This is a genomic window from Rufibacter sp. JT20002 (genome assembly GCF_056491185.1).
Genome location: NZ_JBSZJY010000001.1, coordinates 1,371,082 through 1,398,081 on the forward strand (window position 1 = coordinate 1,371,082; position 27,000 = coordinate 1,398,081).

General features: G+C 49.8%; 23 protein-coding genes. 15 read left to right on the forward strand and 8 right to left on the reverse strand.

Translation table 11 applies throughout. The features are described from left to right. Nucleotides 1–19: 19 nt before the first annotated feature. Entirely contained in the window at nucleotides 20–1,264 is a 1,245-nt protein-coding gene (fabF, locus tag ACW9SV_RS05355) for a beta-ketoacyl-ACP synthase II (protein WP_479555708.1), read from the forward strand. An 89-nt stretch (nucleotides 1,265–1,353) separates the two neighbouring features. On the opposite strand, the gene ACW9SV_RS05360 is transcribed toward fabF, so the two are convergent. Together ACW9SV_RS05360 and ACW9SV_RS05365 are read right to left on the reverse strand one after the other, a co-directional pair. Then, nucleotides 1,354–2,412, reverse strand: a complete 1,059-nt coding sequence (locus ACW9SV_RS05360) for a proline iminopeptidase-family hydrolase (protein WP_479555709.1) — start codon at nucleotides 2,410–2,412, stop codon at nucleotides 1,354–1,356. A 91-nt stretch (nucleotides 2,413–2,503) separates the two neighbouring features. Continuing rightward, the gene (locus ACW9SV_RS05365; protein ID WP_479555710.1) at nucleotides 2,504–2,704 is read right to left on the reverse strand and encodes a helix-turn-helix transcriptional regulator; all 201 of its coding nucleotides are present in this window, start codon (nucleotides 2,702–2,704) and stop codon (nucleotides 2,504–2,506) included. A gap of 997 nt (nucleotides 2,705–3,701) precedes the next feature. On the opposite strand from ACW9SV_RS05365, the gene ACW9SV_RS05370 reads away from it, so the two are divergent. Further along, nucleotides 3,702–4,022, forward strand: coding sequence for a hypothetical protein (locus ACW9SV_RS05370; RefSeq protein ID WP_479555711.1), 321 nt, complete (start codon nucleotides 3,702–3,704; stop codon nucleotides 4,020–4,022). A 161-nt stretch (nucleotides 4,023–4,183) separates the two neighbouring features. Further along, nucleotides 4,184–4,702: a transposase gene (locus tag ACW9SV_RS05375; protein ID WP_479555712.1), complete on the forward strand. Its 519-nt coding sequence runs from the start codon at nucleotides 4,184–4,186 to the stop codon at nucleotides 4,700–4,702. An 874-nt stretch (nucleotides 4,703–5,576) separates the two neighbouring features. Here the strand turns inward: ACW9SV_RS05375 and ettA are convergent. After that, entirely contained in the window at nucleotides 5,577–7,244 is a 1,668-nt protein-coding gene (ettA, locus tag ACW9SV_RS05380) for an energy-dependent translational throttle protein EttA (protein ID WP_479555713.1), read from the reverse strand. 253 nt (nucleotides 7,245–7,497) lie between these two features. On the opposite strand from ettA, the gene ACW9SV_RS05385 reads away from it, so the two are divergent. The 4 genes from ACW9SV_RS05385 (at nucleotide 7,498) to ACW9SV_RS05400 (ending at nucleotide 10,862) form a co-directional block, all read left to right on the forward strand. Beyond that, nucleotides 7,498–8,814: a DUF349 domain-containing protein gene (locus tag ACW9SV_RS05385; RefSeq protein WP_479555714.1), complete on the forward strand. Its 1,317-nt coding sequence runs from the start codon at nucleotides 7,498–7,500 to the stop codon at nucleotides 8,812–8,814. Nucleotides 8,815–8,862: 48 nt separating this feature from the next. Further along, on the forward strand, nucleotides 8,863–9,651 hold the full coding sequence (locus ACW9SV_RS05390) for an outer membrane beta-barrel protein (protein WP_479555715.1): 789 nt from the start codon (nucleotides 8,863–8,865) through the stop codon (nucleotides 9,649–9,651). 168 nt (nucleotides 9,652–9,819) lie between these two features. Continuing rightward, the gene (locus tag ACW9SV_RS05395; protein WP_022821757.1) at nucleotides 9,820–10,041 is read left to right on the forward strand and encodes a DUF2795 domain-containing protein; all 222 of its coding nucleotides are present in this window, start codon (nucleotides 9,820–9,822) and stop codon (nucleotides 10,039–10,041) included. Nucleotides 10,042–10,130: 89 nt separating this feature from the next. Beyond that, entirely contained in the window at nucleotides 10,131–10,862 is a 732-nt protein-coding gene (locus ACW9SV_RS05400) for an ABC transporter ATP-binding protein (RefSeq protein WP_479555716.1), read from the forward strand. A 132-nt stretch (nucleotides 10,863–10,994) separates the two neighbouring features. Here ACW9SV_RS05400 and ACW9SV_RS05405 read toward each other — a convergent pair whose 3' ends face one another. The 3 genes from ACW9SV_RS05405 to queA form a co-directional block, all read right to left on the reverse strand. Next, nucleotides 10,995–11,726: a 2-C-methyl-D-erythritol 4-phosphate cytidylyltransferase gene (locus ACW9SV_RS05405; protein WP_479555717.1), complete on the reverse strand. Its 732-nt coding sequence runs from the start codon at nucleotides 11,724–11,726 to the stop codon at nucleotides 10,995–10,997. A 113-nt stretch (nucleotides 11,727–11,839) separates the two neighbouring features. Next, nucleotides 11,840–14,473, reverse strand: coding sequence for a PAS domain S-box protein (locus tag ACW9SV_RS05410; protein WP_479555718.1), 2,634 nt, complete (start codon nucleotides 14,471–14,473; stop codon nucleotides 11,840–11,842). A gap of 375 nt (nucleotides 14,474–14,848) precedes the next feature. Next, nucleotides 14,849–15,895, reverse strand: coding sequence for a tRNA preQ1(34) S-adenosylmethionine ribosyltransferase-isomerase QueA (gene queA / locus ACW9SV_RS05415; RefSeq protein WP_479555719.1), 1,047 nt, complete (start codon nucleotides 15,893–15,895; stop codon nucleotides 14,849–14,851). A gap of 239 nt (nucleotides 15,896–16,134) precedes the next feature. Here queA and ACW9SV_RS05420 point away from each other — a divergent pair, with 239 nt between their 5' ends. From ACW9SV_RS05420 to uvrA, 8 genes are all read left to right on the forward strand, one after another. After that, nucleotides 16,135–17,391 carry an ABC transporter permease gene (locus ACW9SV_RS05420; protein WP_479555720.1) on the forward strand — a complete coding sequence of 419 codons (1,257 nt, stop codon included), beginning with the start codon at nucleotides 16,135–16,137 and terminating at the stop codon, nucleotides 17,389–17,391. A gap of 106 nt (nucleotides 17,392–17,497) precedes the next feature. Further along, nucleotides 17,498–18,361, forward strand: a complete 864-nt coding sequence (locus ACW9SV_RS05425) for an LOG family protein (RefSeq protein WP_479555721.1) — start codon at nucleotides 17,498–17,500, stop codon at nucleotides 18,359–18,361. 147 nt (nucleotides 18,362–18,508) lie between these two features. Next, the gene (locus tag ACW9SV_RS05430) at nucleotides 18,509–19,135 is read left to right on the forward strand and encodes a PepSY-associated TM helix domain-containing protein (protein ID WP_479555722.1); all 627 of its coding nucleotides are present in this window, start codon (nucleotides 18,509–18,511) and stop codon (nucleotides 19,133–19,135) included. 27 nt (nucleotides 19,136–19,162) lie between these two features. Then, complete coding sequence (locus tag ACW9SV_RS05435) at nucleotides 19,163–20,044, forward strand: helix-turn-helix domain-containing protein (RefSeq protein WP_479555723.1); 882 nt, start codon at nucleotides 19,163–19,165, stop codon at nucleotides 20,042–20,044. Nucleotides 20,045–20,158: 114 nt separating this feature from the next. Further along, nucleotides 20,159–20,767 carry a hypothetical protein gene (locus ACW9SV_RS05440; protein ID WP_479555724.1) on the forward strand — a complete coding sequence of 203 codons (609 nt, stop codon included), beginning with the start codon at nucleotides 20,159–20,161 and terminating at the stop codon, nucleotides 20,765–20,767. 66 nt (nucleotides 20,768–20,833) lie between these two features. Next, complete coding sequence (locus ACW9SV_RS05445) at nucleotides 20,834–21,952, forward strand: alanine racemase (protein ID WP_479555725.1); 1,119 nt, start codon at nucleotides 20,834–20,836, stop codon at nucleotides 21,950–21,952. A 40-nt stretch (nucleotides 21,953–21,992) separates the two neighbouring features. Then, entirely contained in the window at nucleotides 21,993–22,457 is a 465-nt protein-coding gene (locus ACW9SV_RS05450) for a hypothetical protein (RefSeq protein ID WP_479555726.1), read from the forward strand. 172 nt (nucleotides 22,458–22,629) lie between these two features. Continuing rightward, nucleotides 22,630–25,662 (forward strand): excinuclease ABC subunit UvrA, encoded by a 3,033-nt coding sequence (gene uvrA, locus ACW9SV_RS05455; RefSeq protein ID WP_479555727.1) that lies wholly within the window; start codon nucleotides 22,630–22,632, stop codon nucleotides 25,660–25,662. 167 nt (nucleotides 25,663–25,829) lie between these two features. Here uvrA and ACW9SV_RS05460 read toward each other — a convergent pair whose 3' ends face one another. Together ACW9SV_RS05460 and ACW9SV_RS05465 are read right to left on the reverse strand one after the other, a co-directional pair. Continuing rightward, a complete protein-coding gene (locus ACW9SV_RS05460; protein ID WP_479555728.1) occupies nucleotides 25,830–26,072 on the reverse strand; it encodes a hypothetical protein in 243 nt (80 codons plus the stop codon). A 178-nt stretch (nucleotides 26,073–26,250) separates the two neighbouring features. Next, a complete protein-coding gene (locus ACW9SV_RS05465) occupies nucleotides 26,251–27,000 on the reverse strand; it encodes a DUF4142 domain-containing protein (RefSeq protein ID WP_479555729.1) in 750 nt (249 codons plus the stop codon).

Here is a 27,000-nt window from a genome sequence, read left to right on the forward strand (position 1 = left end):
GAATTTTGAAGTACAAGAAATGAAACGAGTTGTAGTAACCGGCATGGGCGCTTTGACGCCTATCGGGAATACCGTACCAGAATATTGGCAGTCTTTGGTCAATGGCGTGAGCGGCGCGGCGCCTATCACCCGCTTTGATGCCTCCAAGTTCAAGACCCGCTTCGCCTGCGAGCTGAAGAACTTCAATCCGCTGGATTTCATGCCCAAAAACGAGGCCCGTAAGAACGACCTGTACACGCAGTACGCGCTCATCTCAGTAGCCGAGGCCGTGCAGATGGCCAACATCAATTTCGAGGAACTGAACCGCAACCGCATAGGCGTGATCTGGGGTACCGGACACGGCGGGATTGTCACGTTCCAGGAGCAGTTGCTAGAGTTCGCCGCCGGAGATGGCACCCCTCGGTTCAACCCCTACTTCGTACCGAAGATGATTGTGGACATCGCGGCGGGCGTGATCTCCATGAAGTACGGACTTCGGGGCGTGAACTTCGCTACGGTCTCAGCCTGCGCCAGCTCCAACACCGCCATTCTGGAAGCTTTCAACTACATCAAATGGGGCAAAGCCGACATGATCATCACCGGCGGCTCAGAGGCCTCTATCAACGAGGCTGGCATGGGCGGTTTCGGGGCATTGAAAGCCCTGTCTACCCACAACGATGATCCGGCCACCGCCTCTCGACCCTTTGATGTGAAGCGCGATGGGTTTGTGATGGGTGAAGGTGCTGGAGCCCTCATCCTGGAAAGCTACGACAGTGCTGTGAAGCGTAACGCCCCCATCTTGGCCGAGGTAGTGGGCGGGGGCATGGCCGCCGACGCCTACCACCTCACCGGCACCCACCCCGAGGGCGAGGGTGCGTACCTGGGCATGCTGGAGGCCTTGGAAGAAGCCAACCTCTCGCCTTCAGACATCGACTACCTCAACTGCCACGCCACTTCCACGCTTATTGGAGACGCCAGCGAAGTAATTGCCGTGGAACGGGTGTTCGGGGCCAACACGCACCTGCACCTGAGCGCTACCAAATCCATGACGGGTCATTTGTTGGGAGCCGCCGGCGCCATTGAAGCCATCGCGTGCATCAAGGCTGTGCAGGAAAACATCATTCCGCCTACTATCAACGTGACTGAACCGGAACCGGAACTCAGCGCGAAGTTTGACTTGACCTTGGACAAAGCCGTTTCAAAGGAAGTGAACTACGCCATGAGCAACACCTTTGGGTTTGGCGGCCATATTGCTACGGCTATCTTTAAAAAGTTTACTGCGTAAGGCTAGGCTGTTTTTTATACGTTTTCATGGAAAGAGCCCGAAAGCAGTTTGGTTCCGGGCTCTTTTCATGAAAATAGGCTCAAAATAACCTACTGCAGTTTTACTTCCTTCTGGCCTTCGTTCACACCTTTCATGAACGAGATAAGGCCTTTCATATAGGTTTGCTGGTCGTCGTAGAAGGCCATGTGGCTGCCTTTTGGGCAATACAGGTAAGAACCGTTTTGAACTTGGGTAGCCATCCACTCCATGTGTTTGGGGTCCATGGTGTCAAACTCGGCGCCTACGGATAAGGTGGGAACGGTGAGGTTTTTCAGATCGGCTTTGCGGTCCCATTTGGCCAGTTTGCCCGAGATCCCGAACTCGCTGGGGCCTTGCATGGTCACGTAGAACGACTGGTTCATCTTGGCGAACGAACGGTTCACCGGCTCCGGCCACTCCTCCAGAGGCATGCGCAGAACGTGCTTGGCGTAGAAATGCGGCATAAGCAACTCCATGTATTTGGGGTTCTGGAAATCCTTGCGGACCTCAATGTCGCGGACCTGCGCTAGCACCTGCGGGTCCATCTGCTTGGCCAGGACTTCATCGGCGTACTTCCCGTAATCAATAGCACTGGACATCATGTTTGAGATAATCAAGCCTTTCATGTTCTGCTGGTACTTGAGGGCATACTCCAGGCCCAGAATGCCACCCCAGGAATGACCCAGCAAGTAGAAGTTATCAGGTCCTAAGTTCAGCGCCTTGCGGACCTGCTCCACTTCCTCTACGTAGCGGGCCAAATCCCACATGGTGGTGTCTTGGGGGTTGTCTGAGTTGCCGCAGCCCAGCTGGTCATAGTAGATGAACTCAATCCCCTTGGCTGGCATGAAGTTCTCCAGGCACTCAAAATACTCGTGCGTGGCTCCCGGGCCTCCGTTGAGCAAGAGCAGTTTCATCTTGGGGTTGTTGCCCACCCGCTTCGTCCAGACGTTGAAGGTGCCCTTAGCGGTTTGGATGGGTACCATCTTCACCCCGCCGTCTTGCACCCCTTGCTCGGTGGGGGCGAAATACTCTGCCGCAGGCGCGGCTGTTTCGGAGGTAGTTTTCTGATTTGAGCAGGAAAACAAAAAGCTGAATACAAGCAGACAGGCACCTTGTAAAAGTTTGTTCATAGGTCTGGCGGTTCTTTAAATTTTTGTTTGGGTAATAAGCGTTGGGATTAATATTATTTATTTTGTAAACGCTTGACAGCAGCCTCTTCCCCTAATCAGAATCTTCTAACTCAAATAAGTCTTCTACTCTTTTCTGGAGTCCCTTTGCCAACTTAAGCGTTAACACTGTTGAAGGTAAGTATTTATTTGTTTCAATGGAGATGATGGTTTGCCGGGAGACCTGTACCAGTTCTGCCAACTGCGCTTGGGTAAATTGCTTTCTGACCCTTTCCTCTTTGATGCAGTTCTTCATTAGGTCACTTGAGCTTCACGTGCTGCATGTAATGGAACCTACCAATGAAACCGAACCAGAACACCATTAGTGAGAAGACCAATATCAGAATGATTACTTCGGCTTCATCAGAGGCATGCCCGGGGAGTAAAAATGAGAAAAGGCCCCATATTATCAGAGGCAATTGGAGTAAAGCAGCAAATTGAAAGACTGTCCAGTCTGATCTTCTGAATCATTTCATCTTCTATCCGCCCTTTTGAAAAAGCGATACAATAAACGCCCATCAGAAAACCGAAGAACCCACCCGCGGTTAACCCAAAATTCAACATAGAAAAGCCAGGCAATCCCCTACTTGATTGAGTTTCTCCAAATAGGGAGGTCAGAAAAGGATGGAGCACACCTCTTTGTATCAGCACCCAGAGGGTGAAACATAAAGGAACCATGGCAATTCCAACTTTTTTGAACCGGTGGGGCAGTAGCAACCATCTAAAGCTATCCTATTTTTCTAATCGGACCTTTAGGCTTGGAAACTGATCTATAGGTAAGTTAACCTTTATTCTGAGGTAATTACAAACAGCACAGGGTGCCTCTCTCCTATCAAGCTCATAAACTCTGACAACCCCATTTCCGGGCTCTTTTGCTAAAATCTGAGCTAAGACAGCAAAACACCGCCTAATCGTTTTTAAGCTCCCCTACTTTCATCAGGTAAATGAAAAGGGAAAGCAGAGGGGTATTAGCTAAAAAATTTCAGCAGGGTTAGGGGTAAAGCAACTTCCCTGTGTCTATACTTTTGAGAATGCATAATAGCCTTGGTATTCTTCTATAAAGAAGTTTTTGATACAATTAAAATTCTTGAAGAAAATCCACAAAGGCACTTTTTCACTCGTTTGCAAGCCTTTTGTTTCGTCAGGCTGCATGCATTGGCAGAAAGAGAGTTAGGCTCATCAAATAGAGCCATAGTTGCATTCTCCCTTTTCAATGTTTCTAAATTCAATTACATTAAATAAGCACTATTGCAATGAAAAAAATCAAACTTCTTTTGCTCCTACTGGTAGCAACTTTCGGTAGCCTTAGCTTATCCTCCTGCTCAGATGATGACGATGACAACCCAGTAGATGATCCTTGCGGCTTAACAAACGAGGCGGAAGCATACGTTGCGGCGGTACAAGCTTATAGCCAGAATCCCACTCCGGCAAGGTGTAACGCCTTCAAACAAGCTGCTATGAACTACCTGAATGCCGCCGAGGATTGCAATGCCCTAGATGATGAAGCCGAGGAATCTTTAGAAGAGGCAAGAGAGGCATTGGAAGATCTGGATTGCGACGAAATAGACGACTAAGAAGACTTAACCTAGTTTTATGAAAAGAGCCCGGAAACGTAAGTTTCCGGGCTCTTTTCATAAAACTAGGTCCTAAACAGACTTAGTCCATCAGCTTTTTAGTGCCATTGTTGGTGTTATCACCAACAATCTAGTGGCAGGCTCTGTACAACTAGCTATTCATGGAAGAACAACGACATATCACTTTCTTCACAGCCACCATTCTAGAATGGAAACACCTGCTAAAACCCGATAAGTACAAGGATATAATCTTGAACAGCCTTCGGTTTCTGGTGGGTGAAAAGCGCATAAAAGTTTATGGATTTGTGATTATGCCAAACCATCTTCACCTGCTTTGGAAGATGGAGGAGCTGCACCTGCGAGAAAATGTTCAACGAGACTTCCTGAAGTTCACCGGACAGCAGTTAAAGTTTGACCTGGAACAAAATCATCCAAGGGTTTTAGAACGATTCAGAGTAGATGCAAAAGACAGGAAGTATCAAATCTGGCAGCGTAATCCTTTGTCTATACCTTGCTACTCTATTCCTGTGACAGAGCAAAAGTTAGAATACATTCATTTGAATCCAGTACAGGAGAAATGGAAGCTAGCGGAACTACCGGAAGATTATTGTTACTCCTCAGCCAGCTTTTATTTGGAGAACAAGGATGACTTTGGTTTTCTAACGCACTATCTTGATTAAGGAACCGCAGTTTAGGTTGTTGGTGATAACACCAACAACGGCGGGGTAAACTGATTAGGGAAGTTTGAAGACTTGCCCTTGTTGGTGTTATCACCAACAAGCACTACTACCGCTCTAGCAGAATAATCTTTTGCAAAACCAAGAGGAGTTCAAGGAGCGAAGATTACACAAACGCACAAACAATCCACCACAACCAGCAAAAGGATTAAGCATGTATTTCCAAGTTCGTAAGCCAAGGAACCTACTTAAGGTGTAAAACTCACCTGTTTCTAATTTATATAAAGGGCCTTTGGCAATAGTGTAAAAAGCAGAGCAACAAATGGTGGACTTGTTAAAACAACATCTAAGGTATTTTCAAGTTTATGAGTTATACTTGCGAGGTATAAATGAAAAAGGTGCTCCAGAAGAGCACCCTTTTCATTAGTTAAACCATTGCAACAGCTTTGAGATTATGCTGTCAAGGTGGGTTAGAATACTGTCAAGGGTTCCAAGTGCAAAGACTGCAATCATCCACTTAGAACGTCCACTTTCACTAGGCACCGGAGCTTCTCCGGTGCTTTTTGTTTTAGCTTTCCTGTTCACCTCATACTAACACGATTAGTTGATTCAAATATAAAGACAAATACCTCGTCCCTCCCCGCTCATGAACCCTAATTTATCACTTTCTCATACAGTGGTTATCCACATACAAAACACTAAAATTCAACCAATTAACACCTTTATAAACGCTTTTAAGGTTGAAGTAAAAAGGATTCAGAAGTAGTCTCTTTTACAGCTAATATTATCAACAACAATCCACACCTTACATAAACAAAAAAGAGCCCGAAAGCGTAAGTTCCCGGGCTCTTTTCATAAAACTAGATGCTAAGCAGACTTAGTCCATCAGCTTTTTGTAACGGATACGCTTCGGTTCTACGTCACCAAGGCGCTTCTTCTTGGCTTCTTCGTAGTCAGAGAAGTTTCCTTCGAACCAAACCACTTGGGAGTCGCCTTCAAAGGCCAAAATGTGCGTAGCGATTCTGTCCAGGAACCAGCGGTCGTGGGAGATGACTACGGCGCAACCGGCGAAGTTCTCAAGTGCGTCTTCCAGAGCACGAATGGCGTTTACGTCCAAATCGTTGGTAGGCTCATCTAGCAGCAGCAGGTTGGCACCTTGCTTCAACGTCATGGCCAGGTGCACGCGATTGCGTTCTCCCCCGGACAGCACGCCCACTTTCTTCTCCTGGTCACCACCGGTGAAGTTGAACTTGCTTACGTACGCGCGGGCGTTCACCTGGCGACCAGCCAACAACATGGTTTCGGTACCACCAGAGATGGTCTCAAACACCGATTTGTTCGGGTCCAGGTTCTCGTGCTGCTGGTCTACGTAGGCAGTTTCCACAGTTGGTCCTACGGTAATGTTACCGGTATCAGCGGCTTCGCGGCCGGTGATGAGGCGGAACAAAGTAGATTTACCCGCCCCGTTCGGCCCAATGATGCCCACGATACCCGCCGGTGGCAGGTTGAACGATAAATCTTCAAACAACAGTTTGTCGCCAAACGCTTTGCTCAGCCCTTCGGCTTCAATCACCACGTTCCCTAAACGCGGACCGTCTGGGATGAAGAGCTCCAGTTTCTGCTCTTTCTCTTTGGCTTCCTCAGAGGCCATTTTCTCGTAGTTGCCTAAACGGGCTTTGGACTTGGCTTGGCGGGCCTTCGGACTCATGCGGGCCCACTCCAACTCGCGCTGTAAGGTCTTTTGGCGCTTGCTTTCGGTTTTCTCTTCTTTGGCCAAACGCTCGGCTTTCTGCTCCAGCCAGCTGGTGTAGTTTCCTTTCCACGGAATACCTTCGCCACGATCCAGTTCCAGAATCCAGCCTGCTACTTTGTCCAGGAAGTAACGGTCGTGGGTTACGGCAATTACGGTGCCTTTATACTGTTGTAAGTGTTGCTCCAGCCACAGCACAGACTCGGCGTCTAAGTGGTTAGTAGGCTCATCTAAAAGCAATACATCGGGTTCTTTCAGCAGAAGGCGGCAAAGGGCTACGCGGCGCTTCTCACCACCAGACAGGTTGCCGATAAAGGCGTCTCCCGGAGGGGTGCGCAGGGCATCCATGGCGCGCTCTAATTTGCTGTCCAAGTCCCAGGCGCCCAGGTGATCCAGGCGCTCCTGCACCTCGCCCTGGCGGGCCATCAGTTTGTCAAAGTCAGCGTTCTCATCGGCGAAAGCCTCGTTGATCTCGTCGTACTCCTTTAAGAGCGCCACGGTCTCGGCTACGCCTTCCTGTACAATTTCCATTACGGTTTTGGAGGGGTCCAGCTGCGGCTCTTGCTCCAAGTAGCCTACAGAGTAGCCCGGCGAGAAAGCCACCTCGCCCTGAAACTGCTTGTCTACGCCGGCAATCACTTTCAGCAGGGATGATTTACCCGAGCCGTTTAGACCCAACACGCCAATTTTGGCACCGTAAAAGAAAGAAAGATAGATGTTCTTGAGAACCTGTTTCTGCGGCGGGTAAATTTTATTCACCCCCGCCATGGAGAAGATAATGGTTTCGTTGCTCATGAATAGTGTATAGATTCTGGTCAGTCCATCGGCAGGAAACTGTTGGGTGGGGTTTTCAGAAAAACGACCCCAAAACGAAACAGATAACCTTGTTCCCGAAAATCAGTATGCAAACAAACGTCAAGTTGCGTATATTTTCTGCCAATGGGTACAAATATCGTAAATTTTGGCACGGGCGAGTTATGAAAATTGGCGTTAATTCATAAACTTGTACCAAAATAGACCTTAAATTTTACAGTTAATTATCCAGTTGATGGAAACCAAAGATTTGTCTGAGGAGGCCCATAAGTACGGCTACATTGAGGGTAACCAGGTGTGGTTGAAGCCATTTATGCACTTTCCGGCACGCCAGGTTGGCGATGTAAAGGAGGTCCCCGAGGAATCACTGCAGTACTTCGCAAACCGTTTTGAGAACTTCAAACAGAAGGTAGAAGGCCTTTTGGAGAAGATTGAAACGTCTGAGAACAAAGGTTCTTTCTTGATGAAGGTCCTGCACTTGAAAGAGCAGATTGAGAAGTATGACGCCATTGGCGATTTTGAATCTTTGCACCACCGACTCTCCTCTGCCGAGGAAGAAATCAAAGAAGCCATTGCCCGCAACCGCGACAAGAACCTGGCTACCAAAATCACCCTCATCCAACAGGCCGAGGCCCTGCAAGACAGCATTGACTGGCAGGAAACCACCGACAAGCTGAAGGAACTGCGCCAGAACTGGATCAAGACCGGCCCGGTTGACAAGTCATTGACCGAGGAACTGGAGGAACGCTTCAAAACAGCCGTGGAGGTGTTCTTCACCCGCAAGAAAGAGTTCTTCCAGGACAAAAAAGACATGCTCTCCCGCACCATAGACAAGTACAAGGCCTTGATCTCACAGTCTGAGGCCCTGAAGAACTCTGAGGAATGGGAAGAAACCAGCAAGAAGCTCAAAGACCTGCAGAACCAGTGGAAAGAGATTGGTGGCACCCTGCCCCGCAAGATGTCCAATGACCTCTGGAACAGTTTCAGGGCGGCCAACAACCACTTCTTTGAGCGCCTTAAAAAGCACATCAACAGCCAGAAGACCGAGTCTAAGGACAAGTACCTGGAAGACAACCTGGAGAAGAAACGCTCTTTGGTTGCCCAAGCCGAGGCCCTTTTAGACCAGCCGGTACAGCAGGCTGTACCCAAAGCCAAAGAACTGCAAGCCGCTTGGAAAAAAGTAGGCCCAGTGAAGCAGGAAGAGTCTGACGCCGTTTGGGAAAGCTTCTTAGTAGCCTGCGATAAAATTTTTGAACTGAGCAGCCTGGAGCACTTCATGCGCAAACGGCCGTTGCCAGAGGGCAAGAACTCAGACATGGATCAGTTGCACGCCCGCATCAACGCCCTGCGTGATTTCATCAAGTATGACAAGCAGGAGCTGGAAGTGCTGGAGACCAACTTAGGTCGGTTAAATCCAAATCCGGGGAATGAGGCTTTCCGCTCTATGCTGGAAGGAAAAATCAAGAATTTTAACCGGAAAATTCGCACTAAAAACGAATTGATAGAGCTTTTGCGCAAAAAGTCTGGCGTACAAAGCAACAAAATTGCCTAAACCATTCGTAAGCCGTTAGAAATAATCCTAAAATCTAACGGCTTACTTATGAGAAGATATTTTTTACTACTATTCCTATCTCTTCCTTTCCTGGCTCAGTCTCAGAACATCAAAGGCCCTTATGTGGGGCTTACCACGCAGTTCCAGAACACCTGGATCATCAATGACGAGCAGTACGAGGATGTCAACTACAAACACCGCTTTACCACCAAATGGGCGCCCTTCGGGTTTGTGGCAGGCTACAAATTCAACGAGAACCACAACCTACAGGCTGAGATCTACCGCTCGCACCAAGGCGAGAAATTTGACCTCATTGACAATGCAGGCAACAAAGCCGGCGAGAAGGAGATTGACCTAGTGTATTGGAATATTCCTTTGCTATTCAAATACACTACCGCCGGTACCGTACGTTTCAACTTCCAGGTGGGTCCGCAATTAGGTATTCTGCAGAAAGGCACGGAGCGCAACACTTTTTCCCGCACGGCTTCCTACACAGTAAAAACCACCACCTTCTCGGTATCGCAGGGCAACTACCTTCTGGCTAGCACTGAGGAAAGCGACCGTAACAACTCCAATGTTGGTGAGTTTAATGAATATGACCTGGGTGTGTTGCTGGGCTTAGGCGCTGAATACAGCCTCGCAGACAACTTCATTTTAACCGCTAACCTGCGGTATGGCTACAACTTTGTAAACATCCGCAAAGAAGAGCACATTGAAGATTACAGCCGAGACACCGATTATTACGTGCTGCGCCAGAACATGGTAGCCGGCATTCAACTAGGCATTAATTACCTTTTCAACACCGGTGATGGCCGCAGCAGCGCCCGCCATCAGTAAAAAATAAGTTCTTACCTAAACATTTTGCAGAATTGGCCGTTGTGTTTTAGCATTGCAAGGGTTCAGCATTAATAAGAAAAATTTGAATTGTCAATCAAAATCTTATTTTTGCGGCTCGTTTACCTCTGCAACTTGTTTGTATAGCTATACTTTAAAAGCGAATTTACTATGTATTGGACACTTGAACTTGCCTCTTATCTGGAAGATGCGCCTTGGCCAGCTACCAAAGATGAATTAATTGACTATTCTATCCGCTCCGGTGCCCCTATGGAAGTGGTAGAGAACCTACAAGCTTTGGAAGACGATGGTCAGCCTTACGAGAGCATTGAAGAAGTTTGGCCGGACTATCCTACCAAAGAAGACTTCATGTTCAACGAGGACGAATACTAGTATTCAATTAGGGATTCTGAGTTAGAAATCAGAACGGGCGTAAGCCTTCTCCGATAATCTAATTTTTAATTTCTGATTTCTAATCTGACTTGAGCGTCTTAGAAATAAAAGAACTGGTTGCGGGATACGACGAGCGCGTACTTCTCCGCAACCTTTCTTTTTTAGTGCCAGAACCTACGTTTGTGGCAATTATTGGGCATAACGGCAGCGGCAAATCCACGTTCCTGAAAACCCTCACCGGCCAAGTGCCTTACCAAGGCCAGATTCTGTTGCAGGGCAAACCGTTGGCTGCTCGCGCCGGGGTAATTGCCCGCTCCCTCTCCTACCTTCCCCAGAAAAATACCGTGGCGTTCCCCATCAAAGTGCGGGAGTTGGTGGTCATGGGCCTTTTCCGGCAGAAACGCTTATTGGAGCATTACACCGCTGCCGACTACGCCCGCGCCGAAGCCATGCTAGACCGCCTGCACATCTCCCACTTAAGCCAGCGCACCTTCACCGATCTTTCAGGTGGAGAGCAGCAGATGGTGTGGCTTGCGCAGCTGATGCTCCAAGATGCTCCTATTGCTTTACTGGATGAACCCACCCAGCAATTGGATGTGTACCACAAGAAGCGGGTGTTTGATTTGATGGCGGGTTGGGTGCGAGAAGAGCAGAAGACTGTGCTCTGCATCACCCATGACTTGCTGAACCTGATGCCGCTGCAAGGCTACTTGCTCAATATCTCGCAGCCTCACCCCACCTTAGAAGAAATCACCCCAGAAACGGTACTGGCCCAACAGCGGTTTCTGGAAGAAAAAGATTTTACAACGGCAAGGTTGTAAGCAAGGCCCTCAGGAATCATTAAGGCAAACAAAAAGCTTTGGGCGGCTGCTTCCTCCTGTTTAACTCTTGTTTTCTGAAAAAGCCCAGAAGCAGAACCTACCTTCCCCATTTGAAAAGCTCTGACAGCTAATTTATCTACCTGCCTCCTGCAGGAGAAAGGCCTCCGCCAGCACCAGGTCTTCCGGGGTAGTTAACTTGATGTTCCGGAAGCTTCCCTCCACTAGTTCTATCTTATGACCAAACCGTTCCACTACCGAGGCGTCATCTGTAAAGAGCGGTATTTCGGGTTGATTGTAGGCTTGTTTTAGCAAAGGAAGCCTGAAACACTGCGGCGTCTGTACCAACCGGTAAGCGGTGCGGTCCACGGCTTTGGAGTGCGTACCCTGCACCCGCCTGATAGATTCTTTCAACGAGACTGCCACCACGGCGGCACCTTTTTCGGCGGCAACGGTGTAGGCGGTGTGTAGAATGGCATTGTCAATAAAAGGCCGCACGCCGTCATGCACAGCCACTACGCCATCTTCTGCATTGGGCAAGGCTGCCAGCCCGTTCTTCACCGACTGAAACCGGCTGCTACCTCCGGCTACCGCCTGATGCGGAAGGGTAAACTGATGTTCTGTGCATAAGGTTTGCCAGGCAGGTAACTCGGCTTCGGGCAGCACCACTATTAACGGCATCTCCGGGTCAAACGCATGGAACCGCCGCAGGGTGTGCATAAGTACTGGTTGGCCAGCGATGAGAAGAAACTGTTTGGGGCGGGCAGCCTGCATTCTGCTGCCGGAGCCACCAGCCACTATGATCGCGTATTTCTTTAAAACGGGTGAAAGCATGGTAGCCGCAAGATACGCATTCCAGCGCGCCAAGGCTATCTCTGTTTCAGGGCTGATTTACAGAAAACAGCTTAGAAAGGCTGCAAGAGAATCCCTAGTATTGTTTCAGATGACCTTTAAGGCGGCCAAATAGTAGTGTCTTTAGCTTAGAATTCCAGGATGAAGGTAGAGCCTTTGTTTACTTCACTGATGACGCTGAGATTTCCGCCCATGGCTTTTGCCTGCGAATGGGCAATGTACAGCCCCATCCCCTTGCTGTCTTTGTGCTGATGGAAACGTTGGTACAAACCAAAAATGCGCTCGCCGTATCTTTTCAGGTCTATGCCTAAGCCATTATCTGAGAAGTAAAGCTTTTCGCACCCGTCTACTTTTTCAACTTTAACGTCTATGTGCAGCGGCCTTTCGGGCGAGCGGTACTTAACGGCATTAGTAAGCAGGTTCAGGAGAATGCTGTGCAAGTAACCGGCGTTGTAATATACCTGAGGCACCTGGGAGAAATCGGTGGTAAGCTGTATGTCTTTCTTATCCAGAAGCCCGTCTACTGATATCACCACTTTTTCAAAGGCCTTGGCCAGGTTCACTTCCTCCTTGTTTGTGTGCGGGTTGTCTTTGATCACCAGCACTTCCAGAAGGTCATCAATGATGGTGTTCAGCTGCACCGTAGATTCCTTGAACTTCTGAATCAGGATCTTGTTTCTGCCCTCCGGAATAGAATCTGTGTCAATCAGGTTGGCAATACCGGTGAGGTTGGCCAAGGGGGCCCGCAGGTTGTGCGAGGTAATAAACGTGAATTGCTTTAGATCAGCGTTGTTCTGGGTTAACTCAGAAATAAGCACCTCGCGCTCCTGTTCATAGTGCTTGCGGTTGGTGACGTCACGCAAAATAGAAATCCAGTGCGTGAGCTTTTGTTTGCGGTTGAACATAGGAATCAACAGCAACTGGGTCCAGAAAGACGAACCGTCTTTGCGGTAACTTTCCAGCTCCACCTCACTGAACAAGTTGGCCTGCATGCGCTCCGCCACCTCTTGCATGGTGTCCCTGTTCGTTGCCGGGCCATTCAGGAAAGAAGGATCTTTGCCCAGCACTTCCTCTTGGGTGTAGCCCGTCATCTGAAAGAATGCCTTGTTGAAGAAGAGGGCTTTCAATTTCTGCGGAACACCAAGGGATACCTCGCTGATGATGATGGCATCTTTGGCGTGGGTAATCACAGACTCCAGCAAGCGCAACTGCTGCTCCTCGGCTTTCTGCTGTGTGATATCTGTTAAAAGCGCAAAAATGCTTTCTACCTGCCCCTTCGCGTTCAGCAAAGGCTGTACCTGCAGCTTAATCCAATGCTTTTCCCTTGTCTTGGAGTACTGGATGATCTCACATTCCAGGGAGTGCTGGGCCGTTACCTCGCGGTCAATTAGGTCAAGGGTGTTAAGGTCGGTTTCAAGGCCGTTCAGCAAAGTGCCGGGAGTTTTGCCCACCATATCCTCCAGGGTGTACCCCATCATGCGGGTGAAAGAGGCGTTCACCCACTGCACCGTCAGGTCGGGGTTCATGATCAGCACCCCGTTGATGGTTTCGCGGGCTACCACCGAAAGCTTGTTCAGTGTTTCCTCAGTCTGCTTCTGCTCGGTGACATCCAGCATGGCGCCCACAATTCGGATGGGCTTTCCCGCATTATCGCGGATTAAGGTACCCTGGTCTACCACGTAGGCATACTCGCCGGTGGCTTTCCTGAACCGGTACTCTTCGCGCCAGAACTCCTGGTCTGTGCTGTTAATGACCTCATCCAAAGAGGCATTTACCCGATCCAGATCGTCTGGGTGCACCTGTTCCGCCCAGAAGTCAAACTCGGGCCCAAACTCTTTTATATCATACCCAAACAGCTTCTCAAATCCTTTCCCCCAATTGATCTTGAACGCAGGCACATCAAGGTCCCAGATGGCATCGTTAGTGGCCAGGGTGGCATAATAGTAGCGTTCGTTGCTTTGCCGCAGTTCATTCTCAGACATTTTGCTCTCCAGAATGAGTTGCAGCAGGTTTCGGATACTTTCCAGAGATTGCTCTTCTTCTGGCGTGGGTGCTTTTACCTCCTGGTAATACACAGCCACGGTGCCCAGAATCTTCTGGTTTGACCCGATTAATGGGAAAGACCAACAAGCCTCTAACCCGTAAGCCAGCAGTGATTGGTAATGATTCTTCCAGCGCGGGTCTGTTTTGACATTGGTCGCAATCACCTTCTGGCCCAGAAAGGCCGCCGTGCCGCAGGAGCCTGCCGCTTCTCCAATCTGGATGCCTCTTATATTCTTGCAGAAGCTTTCTGGCAGACTGGGGGCCGCAATGGGGTACAGTTTACTTCCCTCCAGGCGCATGCAGGAACAGAACATGCCTTTGTGCAGCTTCTCTATGCCTTGCAGGTAAAAAGAGATGGTTGACTCTAAGGTACTGCCGGGCAAAGCGTTTCTTTCCAGCACCTGCTTTCCCAACCGCTCCAGTTCCATGACCCGCTTGTACTCGCTTATTTCCTTCAGGAGGCTGACGTTGATCTGATCAGAAACTGATTGCCGAGCCCGGTCTTTTGCTTTTTCCAGTTCAAGGCGGGTCTGCTGCAATTCTTCTTGTAAGGCCGCCAGCTGCCTTTTATACTCCTGCACGTTGGCTTCTGCCCCGGTGAGTTGAGTCCGCTGCCCGTCTGTATCCAGGTTTGCGGTGAGTGGGTGTTCTTCCTGTCTATGCTCTGGCGTCGCCTTTACTTTCAAAGACGCACTTCCCTTTTGAGTTTTATCCTCCATTAAACAAGCTCAAATAGATGGAATCACACTTTATAAACACCTTTACCAAACTGAATTTGATTTCAGAACCGTGAATAGAACAAGCCTTTCCTTTTGGAGACAAGAGATTTTACTTATAAAAAGTAAAGGAAAAGCACTACTGGCAATTAGCAGATTAAAGATAAGTTAATTCTTTTAATCCGCTGCCGTTAACGCTAACATTCGTTCATTGAAAAACAAGCTCAAACAGAAAGGCCGTTTGGTTTTCCTGAGCACCTTCTACTGCGCTCCTCCTAGAAAAGGACCCTTTATGGCGTGATTTAAGCAAAACAGCGCTAAAACAAAACGCCCCACTAGTTTAAAACCAGTGGGGCGTTTTAGTCAAATTAAATGTCCTTACAAAATCAACATTACGTCTCCGTAGCTGAAGAACTTGTATTTCTCTTTAATGGCTTGCTGGTAGGCTTCCATGATCAACTCATACCCACCAAAGGCGGCAGCCATCATCAGCAGCGTAGACTCCGGCATGTGGAAGTTGGTGATCAGGCTGTTCGCGATCTTGAAGTCATACGGAGGGAACACGAATTTATCGGTCCAGCCTTCGTTTGGCTTCAGGCGGCTGTTCGCCGATACGGAGGACTCCAGAGCGCGCATGGTAGTGGTTCCTACGGAGCAAACGCGTTTCTTGGCGTCCAAGGCTTTGTTCACGATTTTGGCGGTCTGCTCAGTCACGAAGAACTGCTCAGAATCCATTTTGTGCTTGGTCAAGTCTTCTACGTCCACCTGACGGAATGTACCCAAACCAACATGCAAAGTTACCGGGGCTACGTCTACGCCTTTCAACTCAAGACGCTTCAATACTTCTCTGGTGAAGTGCAGGCCAGCGGTTGGGGCGGCCACGGCACCGGTTACCTCAGCGTAAACCGTTTGGTAACGCTCTTCGTCCTCGGGCTCTGGCTCGCGCTTGATGTATTTAGGAAGCGGGGTTTCGCCTAAGCTGTGCACCACTTTGTAGAACTCCTCGTCTGGGCCGTCATACAAGAACTTGATGGTACGGCCACGGGAAGTAGTATTGTCAATTACCTCAGCTACTAAATCGCTGTCTCCGAAGTAGAGTTTGTTTCCAACCCTGATTTTACGGGCCGGATCTACCAACACATCCCAAAGGTGAATACGCTTGTCTAGCTCGCGCAGCAGGAACACTTCAATCTTGGCACCGGTTTTCTCTTTGTTTCCATACAAACGGGCCGGAAACACCTTGGTGTTATTGGTCACCATCACATCACCGTCATCAAAATAACCAATGATGTCTTTGAAAACTTTATGCTCAATCTTGCCGCTGTCACGGTGGATCACCATCATTCTGGCTTCATCACGGTTTGGGGCCGGATGGGTAGCCATCAGGTCGTTGGGCAGGTCAAATTTAAACTCTGATAACTTCATTTTTAATATTACGGTATTAAAATATTAGCGAAAATAGAGCGCAAAGGTAGGCACTTTGCGCTAAATTCTTTTACTTTCAGGCAAATATAAGTAGCAGCCTCCCCTGAAAGTCGCTATATTAAATAAGGGGAGCACTGTAAGAAAACAACTCTTTTCGCTACTAATAAGTTTGTTATACCACTAAGTATTTCAAGCAGAGACTTTTCTGTTTCAAACCCATTCCATCCGTATTTTCCTCCATGTTGTACTTCCGTTTGGTTTATGAGAGCTTTCAGTTTGCGTGGCAGGCCCTGCGGTCTAATCTGCTGCGCACGATCCTTTCATTGCTGGGCGTGACCATTGGTATCTTTGCTATTATCTCGGTGTTTACCATTGTAGACTCGCTGGAGCGCAGCATACGCGAAAGCATGAGTTTTGTGGGTGAGCGCATTGTCTACGTAGAGAAATTTCCCTGGATCTTTAGTGACGATTCTGACATCCCGTGGTGGAAATTCATGCAGCGCCCTTCTCCCAACACCCGTGAGTTCAGGTACATGCATGAGAACCTGGAGAACGCCGAGGCCGTGGCCCTGGTAGCCAGAAGGGGCGGCAACACCTTTAAGCATCGCAACAACAGCATGGGCGGTATCATGCTACAGGGCGTGACCCTGGACTTCAACAAAGTGGCGGAAGTACCCATTGAAGAAGGCCGTTTCTTCACTCAACAAGAGGTAGACGGGTCCCGTAACGTGATTGTCATTGGAAACGAGATAGCCCAAAACCTCTTTCCTCACGGAACCGCCCTGGGCGGAGACATCAGGATCAGCGGGCAGAAGTTCACGATCATTGGCGTCATGGAAAAACAAGGAGCCGGTCTGTTTGAGGGCATGCCCACTAATGACAAGAACTCCTACGTGCCGTTTGGGGCATTCGGGAAGATGTTTGCCGGCGGGCCCAGAGGCATCCAGCCCACCCTCATGGTCAAAGGACGGGTAGATGACGTGGCCCTCCAGAACCTGGAGTATGAGATCAAAGGCAAGATGCGTACCATCCGCGGTTTGAAACCTTACCAGGAAGACAACTTTGCCATTAACCGCTCAGAGATGATGGCCGATGCCATTGGCGAGATGTTCGCCATCATTGGCATTGCCGGTTGGGTCATAGGCGGTTTCTCCATCTTAGTGGGCGGATTCGGGATTGCCAACATCATGTTCGTCTCAGTGAAAGAGCGTACCAACATCATCGGTATTCAAAAATCATTAGGCGCCAAAAACTTTTTCATCCTCTTCCAATTCCTGTTTGAGTCGGTGTTTCTCAGCCTCATAGGCGGCGGGGTGGGTATCTTGCTGGTCTCCCTGATAACCTTTATCCCCATGGGCTCGTTGGATATTATCCTTACGCCCGGCAACATTCTTTTAGGTTTGGGCGTATCGGTCGTGATTGGCGTACTCTCAGGCATCATTCCGGCGGTCATTGCTTCCCACCTGGACCCCGTAATTGCCATCAGGTCTAAATAGTTTTCCAGACCACCTGTTTACCCGGCACCAGTTCCCATTTAATTTAAGATCATCTGCCTGTTTTTGGCGCCTTTTGCGTAGAATAGGCTATATACACGATTGCTATATGACGAAGTTGAGAAAAGACAGCAAAACCAAGTTACAAGACGAGGTAACTAATGCCGGAAGCGGTACCACCATTGTTCAACCAGATGCAAATGAAAACAAGGTCTCTTCTTTGCAGGAAGCCAAGAAAATAGCCAAAATTGAGGCACCCGAGCTAACTGAGGATGACAAACGCATACGGGAGGCCTTCACTGATAAAGACTGGAACGAGATCAAGATCGCTGATTCCTGGCAGATCTTCAAGGTGATGTCTGAGTTTGTAGAAGGTTTTGAGAAAATGGCCAAGATTGGTCCTTGCGTCTCCATCTTCGGGTCTGCCCGTACCAAACCAGAGAACCCTTACTACCAAATGGCCGAGGAAATTGCCGCCAAACTGGTGCGCCACGGCTACGGCGTGATCACGGGTGGTGGCCCGGGTATCATGGAAGCGGGTAACAAAGGCGCACACTCAGAGGGCGGCCGCTCGGTGGGTCTTAACATCCACCTGCCGTTTGAGCAGTTCAACAACATTTACATTGACTCAGACAAGCTCATCAACTTTGATTACTTCTTTGTGCGCAAAGTGATGTTTGTGAAATACGCCCAGGGCTTTATTGTCATGCCCGGCGGCTTTGGCACCCTGGATGAACTGTTTGAGGCGATCACCCTCATCCAAACCAAGAAGATTGGCCGTTTCCCGATTGTACTGGTAGGCCGCGCCTACTGGGGCGGATTGATGGACTGGATCAAAGACGTGATGCTCACCCAGGAAAGCAACATCAGCCCAGAAGATTTGGATCTGGTAAGCATTGTAGACAACGCCACCGATGCCGTGAAAGTCATTGATGATTTCTACAGCAAATACCTGTTGTCTCCCAACTTCTAAGGAAAAGATATCCCAAGCCGATTCTGGCTTGTTTTCAGCAAAAGAGCCCCGAAATGTTTCGGGGCTCTTTTGCTTTGGTGCCTCACGCAATACACTAACTTTGCTTACCTTGAGTTAAAGAGAAAGAACGCTTACTCCCCCCCTGCCGTGACCGATTCCACCAAAAGACAGAAACAGGCCCGTGTCCTCCGCGATTTCCGGAAAGTGCACCGGCTTACGGGCGCTTTGCTGTTCGTCTTTTTCTTTGTCATTTCCATTACCGGGCTTTTGCTGGGCTGGAAAAAACACACCGGCGGCATGATTCTGGCCAAAACCTACACCGGCACCTCCACCAACCTCAAAGACTGGTTGCCTGTGGATAGCCTCACCGCCAACGCTTTTCAAGCCATCAAAGACTCGCTGGGCCAGGATGTTCCCCTTACGTTGGACCGCATTGACATGCGCCCCGATAAAGGCACCGTCAAATTCCTGTTCGTGGAAAGATACCTGGGCGTACAGTTGGATGCCACCACGGGAAAGCTCCTGCACCTGGAAACCCGCCGCGCCGATTTTATTGAGAACCTCCATGACGGCACCATTCTGGACCGCTGGTTTGGGGTAGACAACGGCGTCTTGAAAGTCATGTACAGCACCATCATGGGCGTGGCCCTACTCATTTTTACCGTAACCGGTTTCTGGCTCTGGTACGGCCCCAAGCGTATGAAACAAGACAAACCTGCGGTGACCTCCAAACCCAATGGCCCGCGCCCAGCCAGGCCTGTTCGGTCTGTATAAACCTGTGTAGCCTCTCTGTCCGCCGCAATGCCTCGCTCTACCCAACACATCCCGCACTTTGACTTTCTTCGGAACAAATATGGCCCGGAGTTACTCCTAGATGTGGGCCGCATGGAAAGCCTGAAGAACTTTGTGCTGGACAACACGCCTCATACCCTCTCTTTTTATGACGTGCTGTTTCTGCAGGAAGGCAGCGGTACCTTCAGCCTGGACCAGGTGGTGCATACCCTGGAACCAGGCAAAATCATTTTCACGTCTCCGGGGCAGGTACGCCGCTGGCGAGTAGAGCAACCGGTGCGCGGGTATACCCTTTTCTTTGAGGAAGGCTTTATCTCGTCGTTCTTCAATGACCCGCTGTTTCTGCATCGCTTTCAGTTCTTCCACAATCCTACCCGACCCAATGCGGTGATGACCTCAGGAGAGGAGTTCAGAAGGTTTATCCAGCAAGTGGAGGCCATGGAACAGGAGTTCAAACAGCTGCAGAACGACAGTCCGCACATGATCAGGGCGCTATTGTACCAGATGCTCATGCACCTGAACCGCCTGTTCGCCCAACAACACCAAACGGAATCTGACACCGAGGGGAACGCCTCCATTTACACGTTCCGGAAACTGCTGGAAACCTATTTTCGGGAACGGCACCAGGTACAAGAGTACGCTGATCTGCTGCATATCACTCCTTCCCACTTGAACGAGATTACCCAACGCTACTTTGGCACCTCCGCTTCCTCTTTGATCAAAGGGAGGCTGTTACTGGAAGCCAAGCGGGAACTTCTGTACACGCCCAAGACCGTGTCAGAGATTGCCTACCACCTCCACTTTTCAGATACCGCCAACTTTAACCGGTTCTTCAAGTCCAGTTGCGGGCTTACTCCCAAAGCCTATAGAGAGCAGGCGTTGGCAAAATGACCATAAACGCCTGCAAACTGACCTGTTTCCTTTTTGCTTTCTCTAGCACCTTTGTATCAGTCACAGGGGCAAACCGCTCCGCTGAATTCAACCTAAAACAAAGGAGGCAAAAAGATGAAAAACGTACTTTTATGGCTGGCGCTCTCTTCGCTAACTGCCAATGTTCCCGTTGAACAGAAACGAGAGTCTCAAGCAATTGATTGGCAACTCCCGGCAGGCAAAAGTAGCCACGTGCATTATTTGGGCCAGGAAAGCCTGTACCTCAGCAAAGGCGTGGCGCTTTACGGGGAGGAGAAATACCACGAGGGAATTATTGAGGTTGATATCACAGATGATGACGCGCAAGGAGAAGCAGGCATCGTCTTCCAACACACTTCAGATGGTGCTTACAGGGGGATCACGTTTAAATCAAGCGTACTCCAATCACTTGCATCTGCTTTTCCGGTATTCGCAGCAACCAAGGAGAATGCACCCAACTGCACCCCAAATGCTTCTAAATCCGCTGCCTGGACGCACTTAAAAATCATCATCCAAGACAACAAAGCCCGGGTCTTCCTGAATGGTGCCTCTGAACCAGTTTCTGAGATAAAGTTACAGGCCTCCAAAAAGCCCATCAAAGGGAGAATAGGGTTGATCGCCTCCGGCGGAGCCTATTTCAGCAACTTCAAATACTCTCCTTTATCCCCCACGAGCGTGGTAGCCAAAGCAGCAGTGGGTGACTAACACCGGAGCTGCTCCTGAGAGAACCGAAGACTTCTGTATCTTTGGTTTCTGTCTAACGCTGCTGCCATGTCTTTCCTTGACCAAATCAATGAGCCTACTCTCCTGCTGAACGAGCAGATTGCCCGCACCAACATCCACCGCATGGCCGATAAAGCCAAACGGCAGAACATAAAGCTGCGGCCGCATTTCAAAACGCACCAAAGCTGGCAGGTAGGCGAATGGTTCAAGAAAGCAGGCATTACCGCCATCACAGTCTCTTCGGTAAGAATGGCACAGTACTTCGCCCACCACGGTTGGCAGGACATTACCATTGCCTTTCCGCTGAACCGCCGACAACTGCCGCAAATTACAGAACTGGCGCAGCAAATTACGTTGAACCTAACCGTCACTTCCGCCGATGATGTGGCCTTTCTGCGGGCGCATTTGTCTACTCCTGCTAACATTTGGATTAAAGCAGACACAGGTTATGGCCGCACCGGCATTAAGACCGAAGACACTACCGCTTTAGATGCCGTTTTACAGGAACTGGCCCAAACCCCGCAGCACACGTTTTTAGGTTTTCTGGCGCATGCTGGTCACAGCTATAAAGCTAGAAACTATGAAAGCATTGCAGCCATCCACCAGGAAACACTGACGAGGATGCGCGGCTTAAAAGAGCGGTATGTTGGCACCTGGCCTCACCTGCAACTCTCCATCGGGGATACGCCCAGTTGCAGCGTTATGGAAGATTTTAGCGGCATGAACGAGATCCGGCCGGGTAACTTTGTCTTCTATGACCTCATGCAAAATCTTATCAGTTCCTGCAGCTTGGAAGACATCGCCGTGGCCATGGCCTGCCCGGTAGTAGCCCTGCACCCAGACCGCAACGAGGTCATTCTCTACGGCGGCTCCGTGCACTTCTCAAAAGATGCCCTGCCGCAAGCAGATGGTGGTATGATTTTCGGGTTAGTAGTGCCATTGACGGAGAATGGCTGGGGAGCACCGCTGCCAGGAACAGCATTGATTTCGCTTTCTCAGGAGCACGGCATTGTACGCACCACACCGGAGTTATTTTCTCAGTTCAAGATTGGAGGCTTAGTAGGCGTTATACCAGTACACTCTTGTTTGACGGCCGATGTAGCGAGGGGTTATGTGACGTTAGAAGGTAAGCGGTTTGAGCATTTGAGTGGAAACCTTGACTCCTAATTGGAACGCTGAGTCTCCAATCAAATTCTAACGAGTAAAAATGAGAAACCTAGGTTATTTTGAAAGACAAATTATTTCTGATTACACAATTGATGACATAGGCCTTGACCTTGAAAGCATAGGCCTAAAAACCTATGAAAGGATAACTCCTGTAGCCTCTCCTAGTTTGTTATACATGCAAGAAGAGGAACTGTTGTCATCCATGAATCAGGTTTATGCTTTCTTAGAAACTCAAGTTCCGCAAACCTATCATAACCGTCCAATTTGGTTTAGAACTAATGTTATTGACCAGGCCCATAATGACTATATAGGAATAGGATTTCTGAATATAGAAAGTCCTTGGCTAAAATTTGTTCTAAGTACACTTTGTACCGACCTTGCAGACCAGAGTGGAGATACTCTCTTGACCATTTTTGATTGCAACTTCCGATGGGCTATCAATTTTGAGCTTTCGCAAGACGAAAAATGTTTAACTGTACAAATATTCGAGAAATTAGAATCTTAGCTATTTCTAATTCTCATACTTCTTCCCAAAAACAGTCCCTAAACACTCCAACAAAAACTCCGCCCTTGCAATAAACTATTCCATCCTAACTTCGGTTAAGAAGAGATGGATTGCCCGGTGCTAATGTAGCGCGGGAATGCCTACCTTTGCTCTTTAAACCGAAACCAATCGGATGACGCCAAAAGAATCAACTGCTACTTCCGTAGCCAAAAATAACTCCTCCACCGTGGATGTGCCTTTTATTGAGGTCTACGGCGCCCGGGAACACAACCTCAAGAACATTTCGCTCAAAATACCACGCAATGAGTTGGTGGTGTTTACAGGCATCAGCGGCAGCGGAAAATCGTCGCTCGCCTTTGACACTATCTATGCCGAGGGACAGCGCCGCTACATGGAGACATTCTCGGCCTACGCCCGCTCGTTTTTGGGCGGACTGGAGCGCCCGAACGTGGATAAAATTGAGGGGCTTTCGCCGGTGATTTCCATTGAGCAGAAAACCACCTCACGCAACCCGCGCTCTACCGTGGGTACCATTACCGAGATTTACGACTTTCTGCGTTTGCTCTACGCCCGTACCGCTGAGGCCTACAGCTACGTGACCGGTGAGAAGATGATGAAGCAGTCTGATGACCAGATTGTGCAGCATATTTTGGAGCATTTCAGCGGCAAGCGCACCATTATTCTGGCGCCGGTGGTGAAAGGCCGGAAAGGTCATTACCGCGAGTTATTCGAGCAGATAAGAAAGATGGGCTTTCTGCGCGCCCGCATTGACGGCGAGTTAGTAGAACTGACGCCCAAAATGCAGGTAGACCGCTACAAGATTCACGACATTGAGATTGTGATTGACAAGCTGGTGCCTAGCGCCGAGGACCGCTACCGTTTATCTACGTCTATTCAGAACGCGCTGCAGCACGGCAAAGGCACGGCCTTAGCAATGGACGCGGACACCAACGAAACGCAGTTTTACTCCCGCCATTTGATGGACCCGGCCACCGGCATCGCCTATGATGATCCGGCTCCTAACACGTTCTCGTTTAACTCACCGTACGGGGCTTGCCCGGTGTGTAATGGCTTAGGCGAAATTGAAGAACTCACCGAGGAATCTATTGTGCCAGACAAGAGTGTGAGCATCAGCCGGGGCGGGATTGCGCCGCTGGGCGAGTACCGCGACATCTGGATTTTCTCGCAGATCACCGCCTTATTGAAACGCCACAAAACCGCGCTTACTGTTCCTATCCAAGATATTCCTGAAGAGGCCTGGAACCATTTACTGCACGGTTTTGAGGAAGAAGACCCGAAAGGTAAGAAAGAGCCCTTCGTGTTTGAGGGCGTGCTTAATTTCTTAAAGAAACAACTGGAGTCTGACTCGGAGAATGTGCGCAACTGGGTGCAGGAATACACGCAGCAAAGCACCTGCCCCGAGTGTAACGGTTACCGCCTGAAAAAGGAATCGCTCCACTTCAAGCTAGACAACAAACATATTGGGCAACTGTCTGAAATGGACATCGCGGAACTGGCTGGTTGGGTAGCGAACCTGGAGGAACGCCTGAATGAGCGCCAGAACCTGATTGCCCGCGAGCTGCTGAAAGAGATCCGGAAGCGGATTGGCTTCCTGGTGGACGTGGGATTGGAATATTTGCACCTGCACCGCTCCGTGCGCACATTGTCCGGGGGCGAGAGCCAGCGGATTCGTTTGGCTACGCAGATTGGTACGCAGTTGGTGGGCGTGTTGTACATCATGGATGAACCCAGCATCGGGCTGCACCAGCGTGACAACGAGAAACTCATCAAGGCCTTGCAAGACTTGCGTGATTTGGGTAACTCGGTGGTAGTAGTGGAGCACGACAAAGACATGATCCTGGCCGCTGACTACGTGGTAGACATTGGGCCGGGCGCCGGCGTGCACGGAGGCCAGATTGTGACGGCCGGCACGCCTAAAGAGATGATGGAAAGCAAAACCACCACCTCTGATTACCTGAGCCACCGTCGAGGAATTCCGGTGCGCAGGCAGAAACGTGAAGGCAATGGCAAGAGCCTTATCTTACGCGGTGCCACGGGCCACAACCTGAAAGACGTAACGCTAGAGTTACCGTTGGGTAAACTGCTTTGCGTAACGGGTGTATCGGGCAGCGGCAAATCGTCTTTGATCCATGACACGCTGTACCCCATCCTGAACAAGCACTTCTTCAACGCCAAGCGCGAACCGCTGCCGTTCAAAGCCATTGAAGGCTTGGAGCACATTGACAAAGTGATTGAAGTGGACCAAAGCCCTATTGGCCGTACGCCGCGCTCTAACCCGGCTACCTACACCGGCGTGTTCACCGAAATCCGGAGTTTGTTTGCGTCTATGCCCGAGGCGAAAATCAGAGGCTACGCGGCCGGACGGTTCTCGTTTAACGTGAAAGGTGGCCGGTGCGAGACCTGCGAAGGCGCCGGCATGCGGACCATTGAGATGAACTTCATGCCCGATGTGTACGTGCCCTGCGAGACCTGCAAAGGCAAACGCTACAATCGTGAGACACTGGAAGTACGCTTCAAAGGCAAATCCATCACCGATGTCTTGGACATGACCGTGGAAGCCGCCGTGGAGTTCTTTGAGCACCAACCCCGCATTTTGCGCAAAATTCAAACCTTGAACCAGGTGGGCCTCGGCTACATTACCTTAGGGCAGCAAGCCACTACCCTATCCGGAGGCGAAGCGCAACGCGTGAAACTGGCCACGGAGCTTTCCAAGAAAGACACCGGCCGCACGCTCTACATCCTGGATGAGCCTACCACCGGTCTGCACTTCCAGGACATCCAGCACCTGTCTGATGTGTTGAACCGCTTAGTAGATAAGGGCAACAGCGTGCTGTTGATTGAGCACAACATGGACTTAATCAAAGTAGCTGACCACGTGATTGACATCGGGCCGGAAGGCGGCGCCAAAGGCGGAACCATTGTGGCCCAAGGAACCCCGGAGGAAGTAGCAGCCCTTGATCTTGGGTACACCGCTCGCTTCTTACGAGATGAGTTGAGCACCAGCCATTATGTTGACGCTCCGGTGTACGTAGAAGAGCCTGAGGTGGAAGAAGACTTACCTGAAGCTCCTGCACCAGAGAAGAAAACCCGCGGCCGCAAGAAGAAAGAAACCACCGAGGCCGATGCGGCACCGGCTGCCGTGCAGGAAAAGAAAAAGCCCGGCCGGAAAAAGAAAACCGAATAACGTTTAGGGGCTCTTTTCATGAAAGTAGCTTCTAAACCTAAAACAGAAAAGCCTTGCTGCAGAGCAAGGCTTTTCTGTTTTAGGTTTAGAAGCATCAGGAGGCGAACCCTGAGAACTACTTTCTATGCGTACGCACCAGAGGCTTGTACAGCAACGTAACCGGTATTTTAGTGGGCAGCTTCTTCTGAGTGAGCGGCAGCTGTATCTGGCTTAGCAGCTACAACGCTGTCGGCTTTCACCGGGGCAGCTGCTGCGTGGGTTTCAGCAGCAGGGCTGGCAGTAACTACTTCTTCCGTGGAAACAGAGTTACCTGAACCCAAGTCAACCGGATCAGTGGAAGAAGTATAAGTAGAACAAGCAGTACCGGCCAGCAGAGCACAAGCCGCAAAGAAAGGCATGATAGATTTCATCGTTTTTGTAAAGTTTGGCCCAAAGGTACTGAATCCAAGCTTTTAAAAACAAGCTAGCTTTCTATCTTGCGCTAAGCCATTTCTGTTACGAAGCTGCTGATTAGCCTACTTATGTTTTGGCGCTCTTTTCTTAGAAATAGCAGAAAAGCCCGCCCTTTTAAAAGGCCGGGCTTTTTTGTTACTGGGCTCCTCCACCAGCTGCGGCTGGCTTGGCACCACCAGCACGTGCATTAGGTGATTGGTTAGTGGCGGCATTGGAAGCCCCACCCCTATTTACTTTCTCGTAGATAGGCTGTATTATTTTGCGGTGCTCGCGCAGGATAGGCAGGTTCTTGGCGGCAAACGCTTTTAGATCTGGATCTTTCCCGGCGGTAGCCTCGCGCTCAAACTCAGCGATGTCCATATCATGCGCTTGCACCATGTGCTGGGTGTAGGTTCTGTCAAACTCCCCTTCGCTTTGCTGGTTCAGCATGTTTAAATGCTCTTGGTGCGCAGGCATAGGGGCCGTGGGCAGGGTTATTCCCTTTTTAGCAGCAATAGCTTTCAGTTCAGCATTTGCCTTAGTGTGGTCTGCCACCATGCGCTGGCCATATTGCTTTACCTCGGGGTTTAGTCCTTTGGTAGAGGCAAGTTTCCCGGCGGCAACCTCCATCAAACCGCTGCTGGCGGCTTTCATCATGAATAGTTGCTCGGGATCCTGGCTGGTCACCATGCTGTCTGTGTTTGTGCCGGTGGCTGGGTTATCCAGAGTGGCATTGTTGTTGGCTTCGGCCACACCGCTGCTACCGGTATTGCCAGTGCCTACTTTTTCTTCTGACAAGGCATAGCCGGTACCAAAGTTGTCTGGGTCAGTACTGGCGGTATAGGTATTACAAGCAGCGCCAGTAAGTAAAACGGCAACCGCAAAGAGGGGCATTCTTTTTTTCAT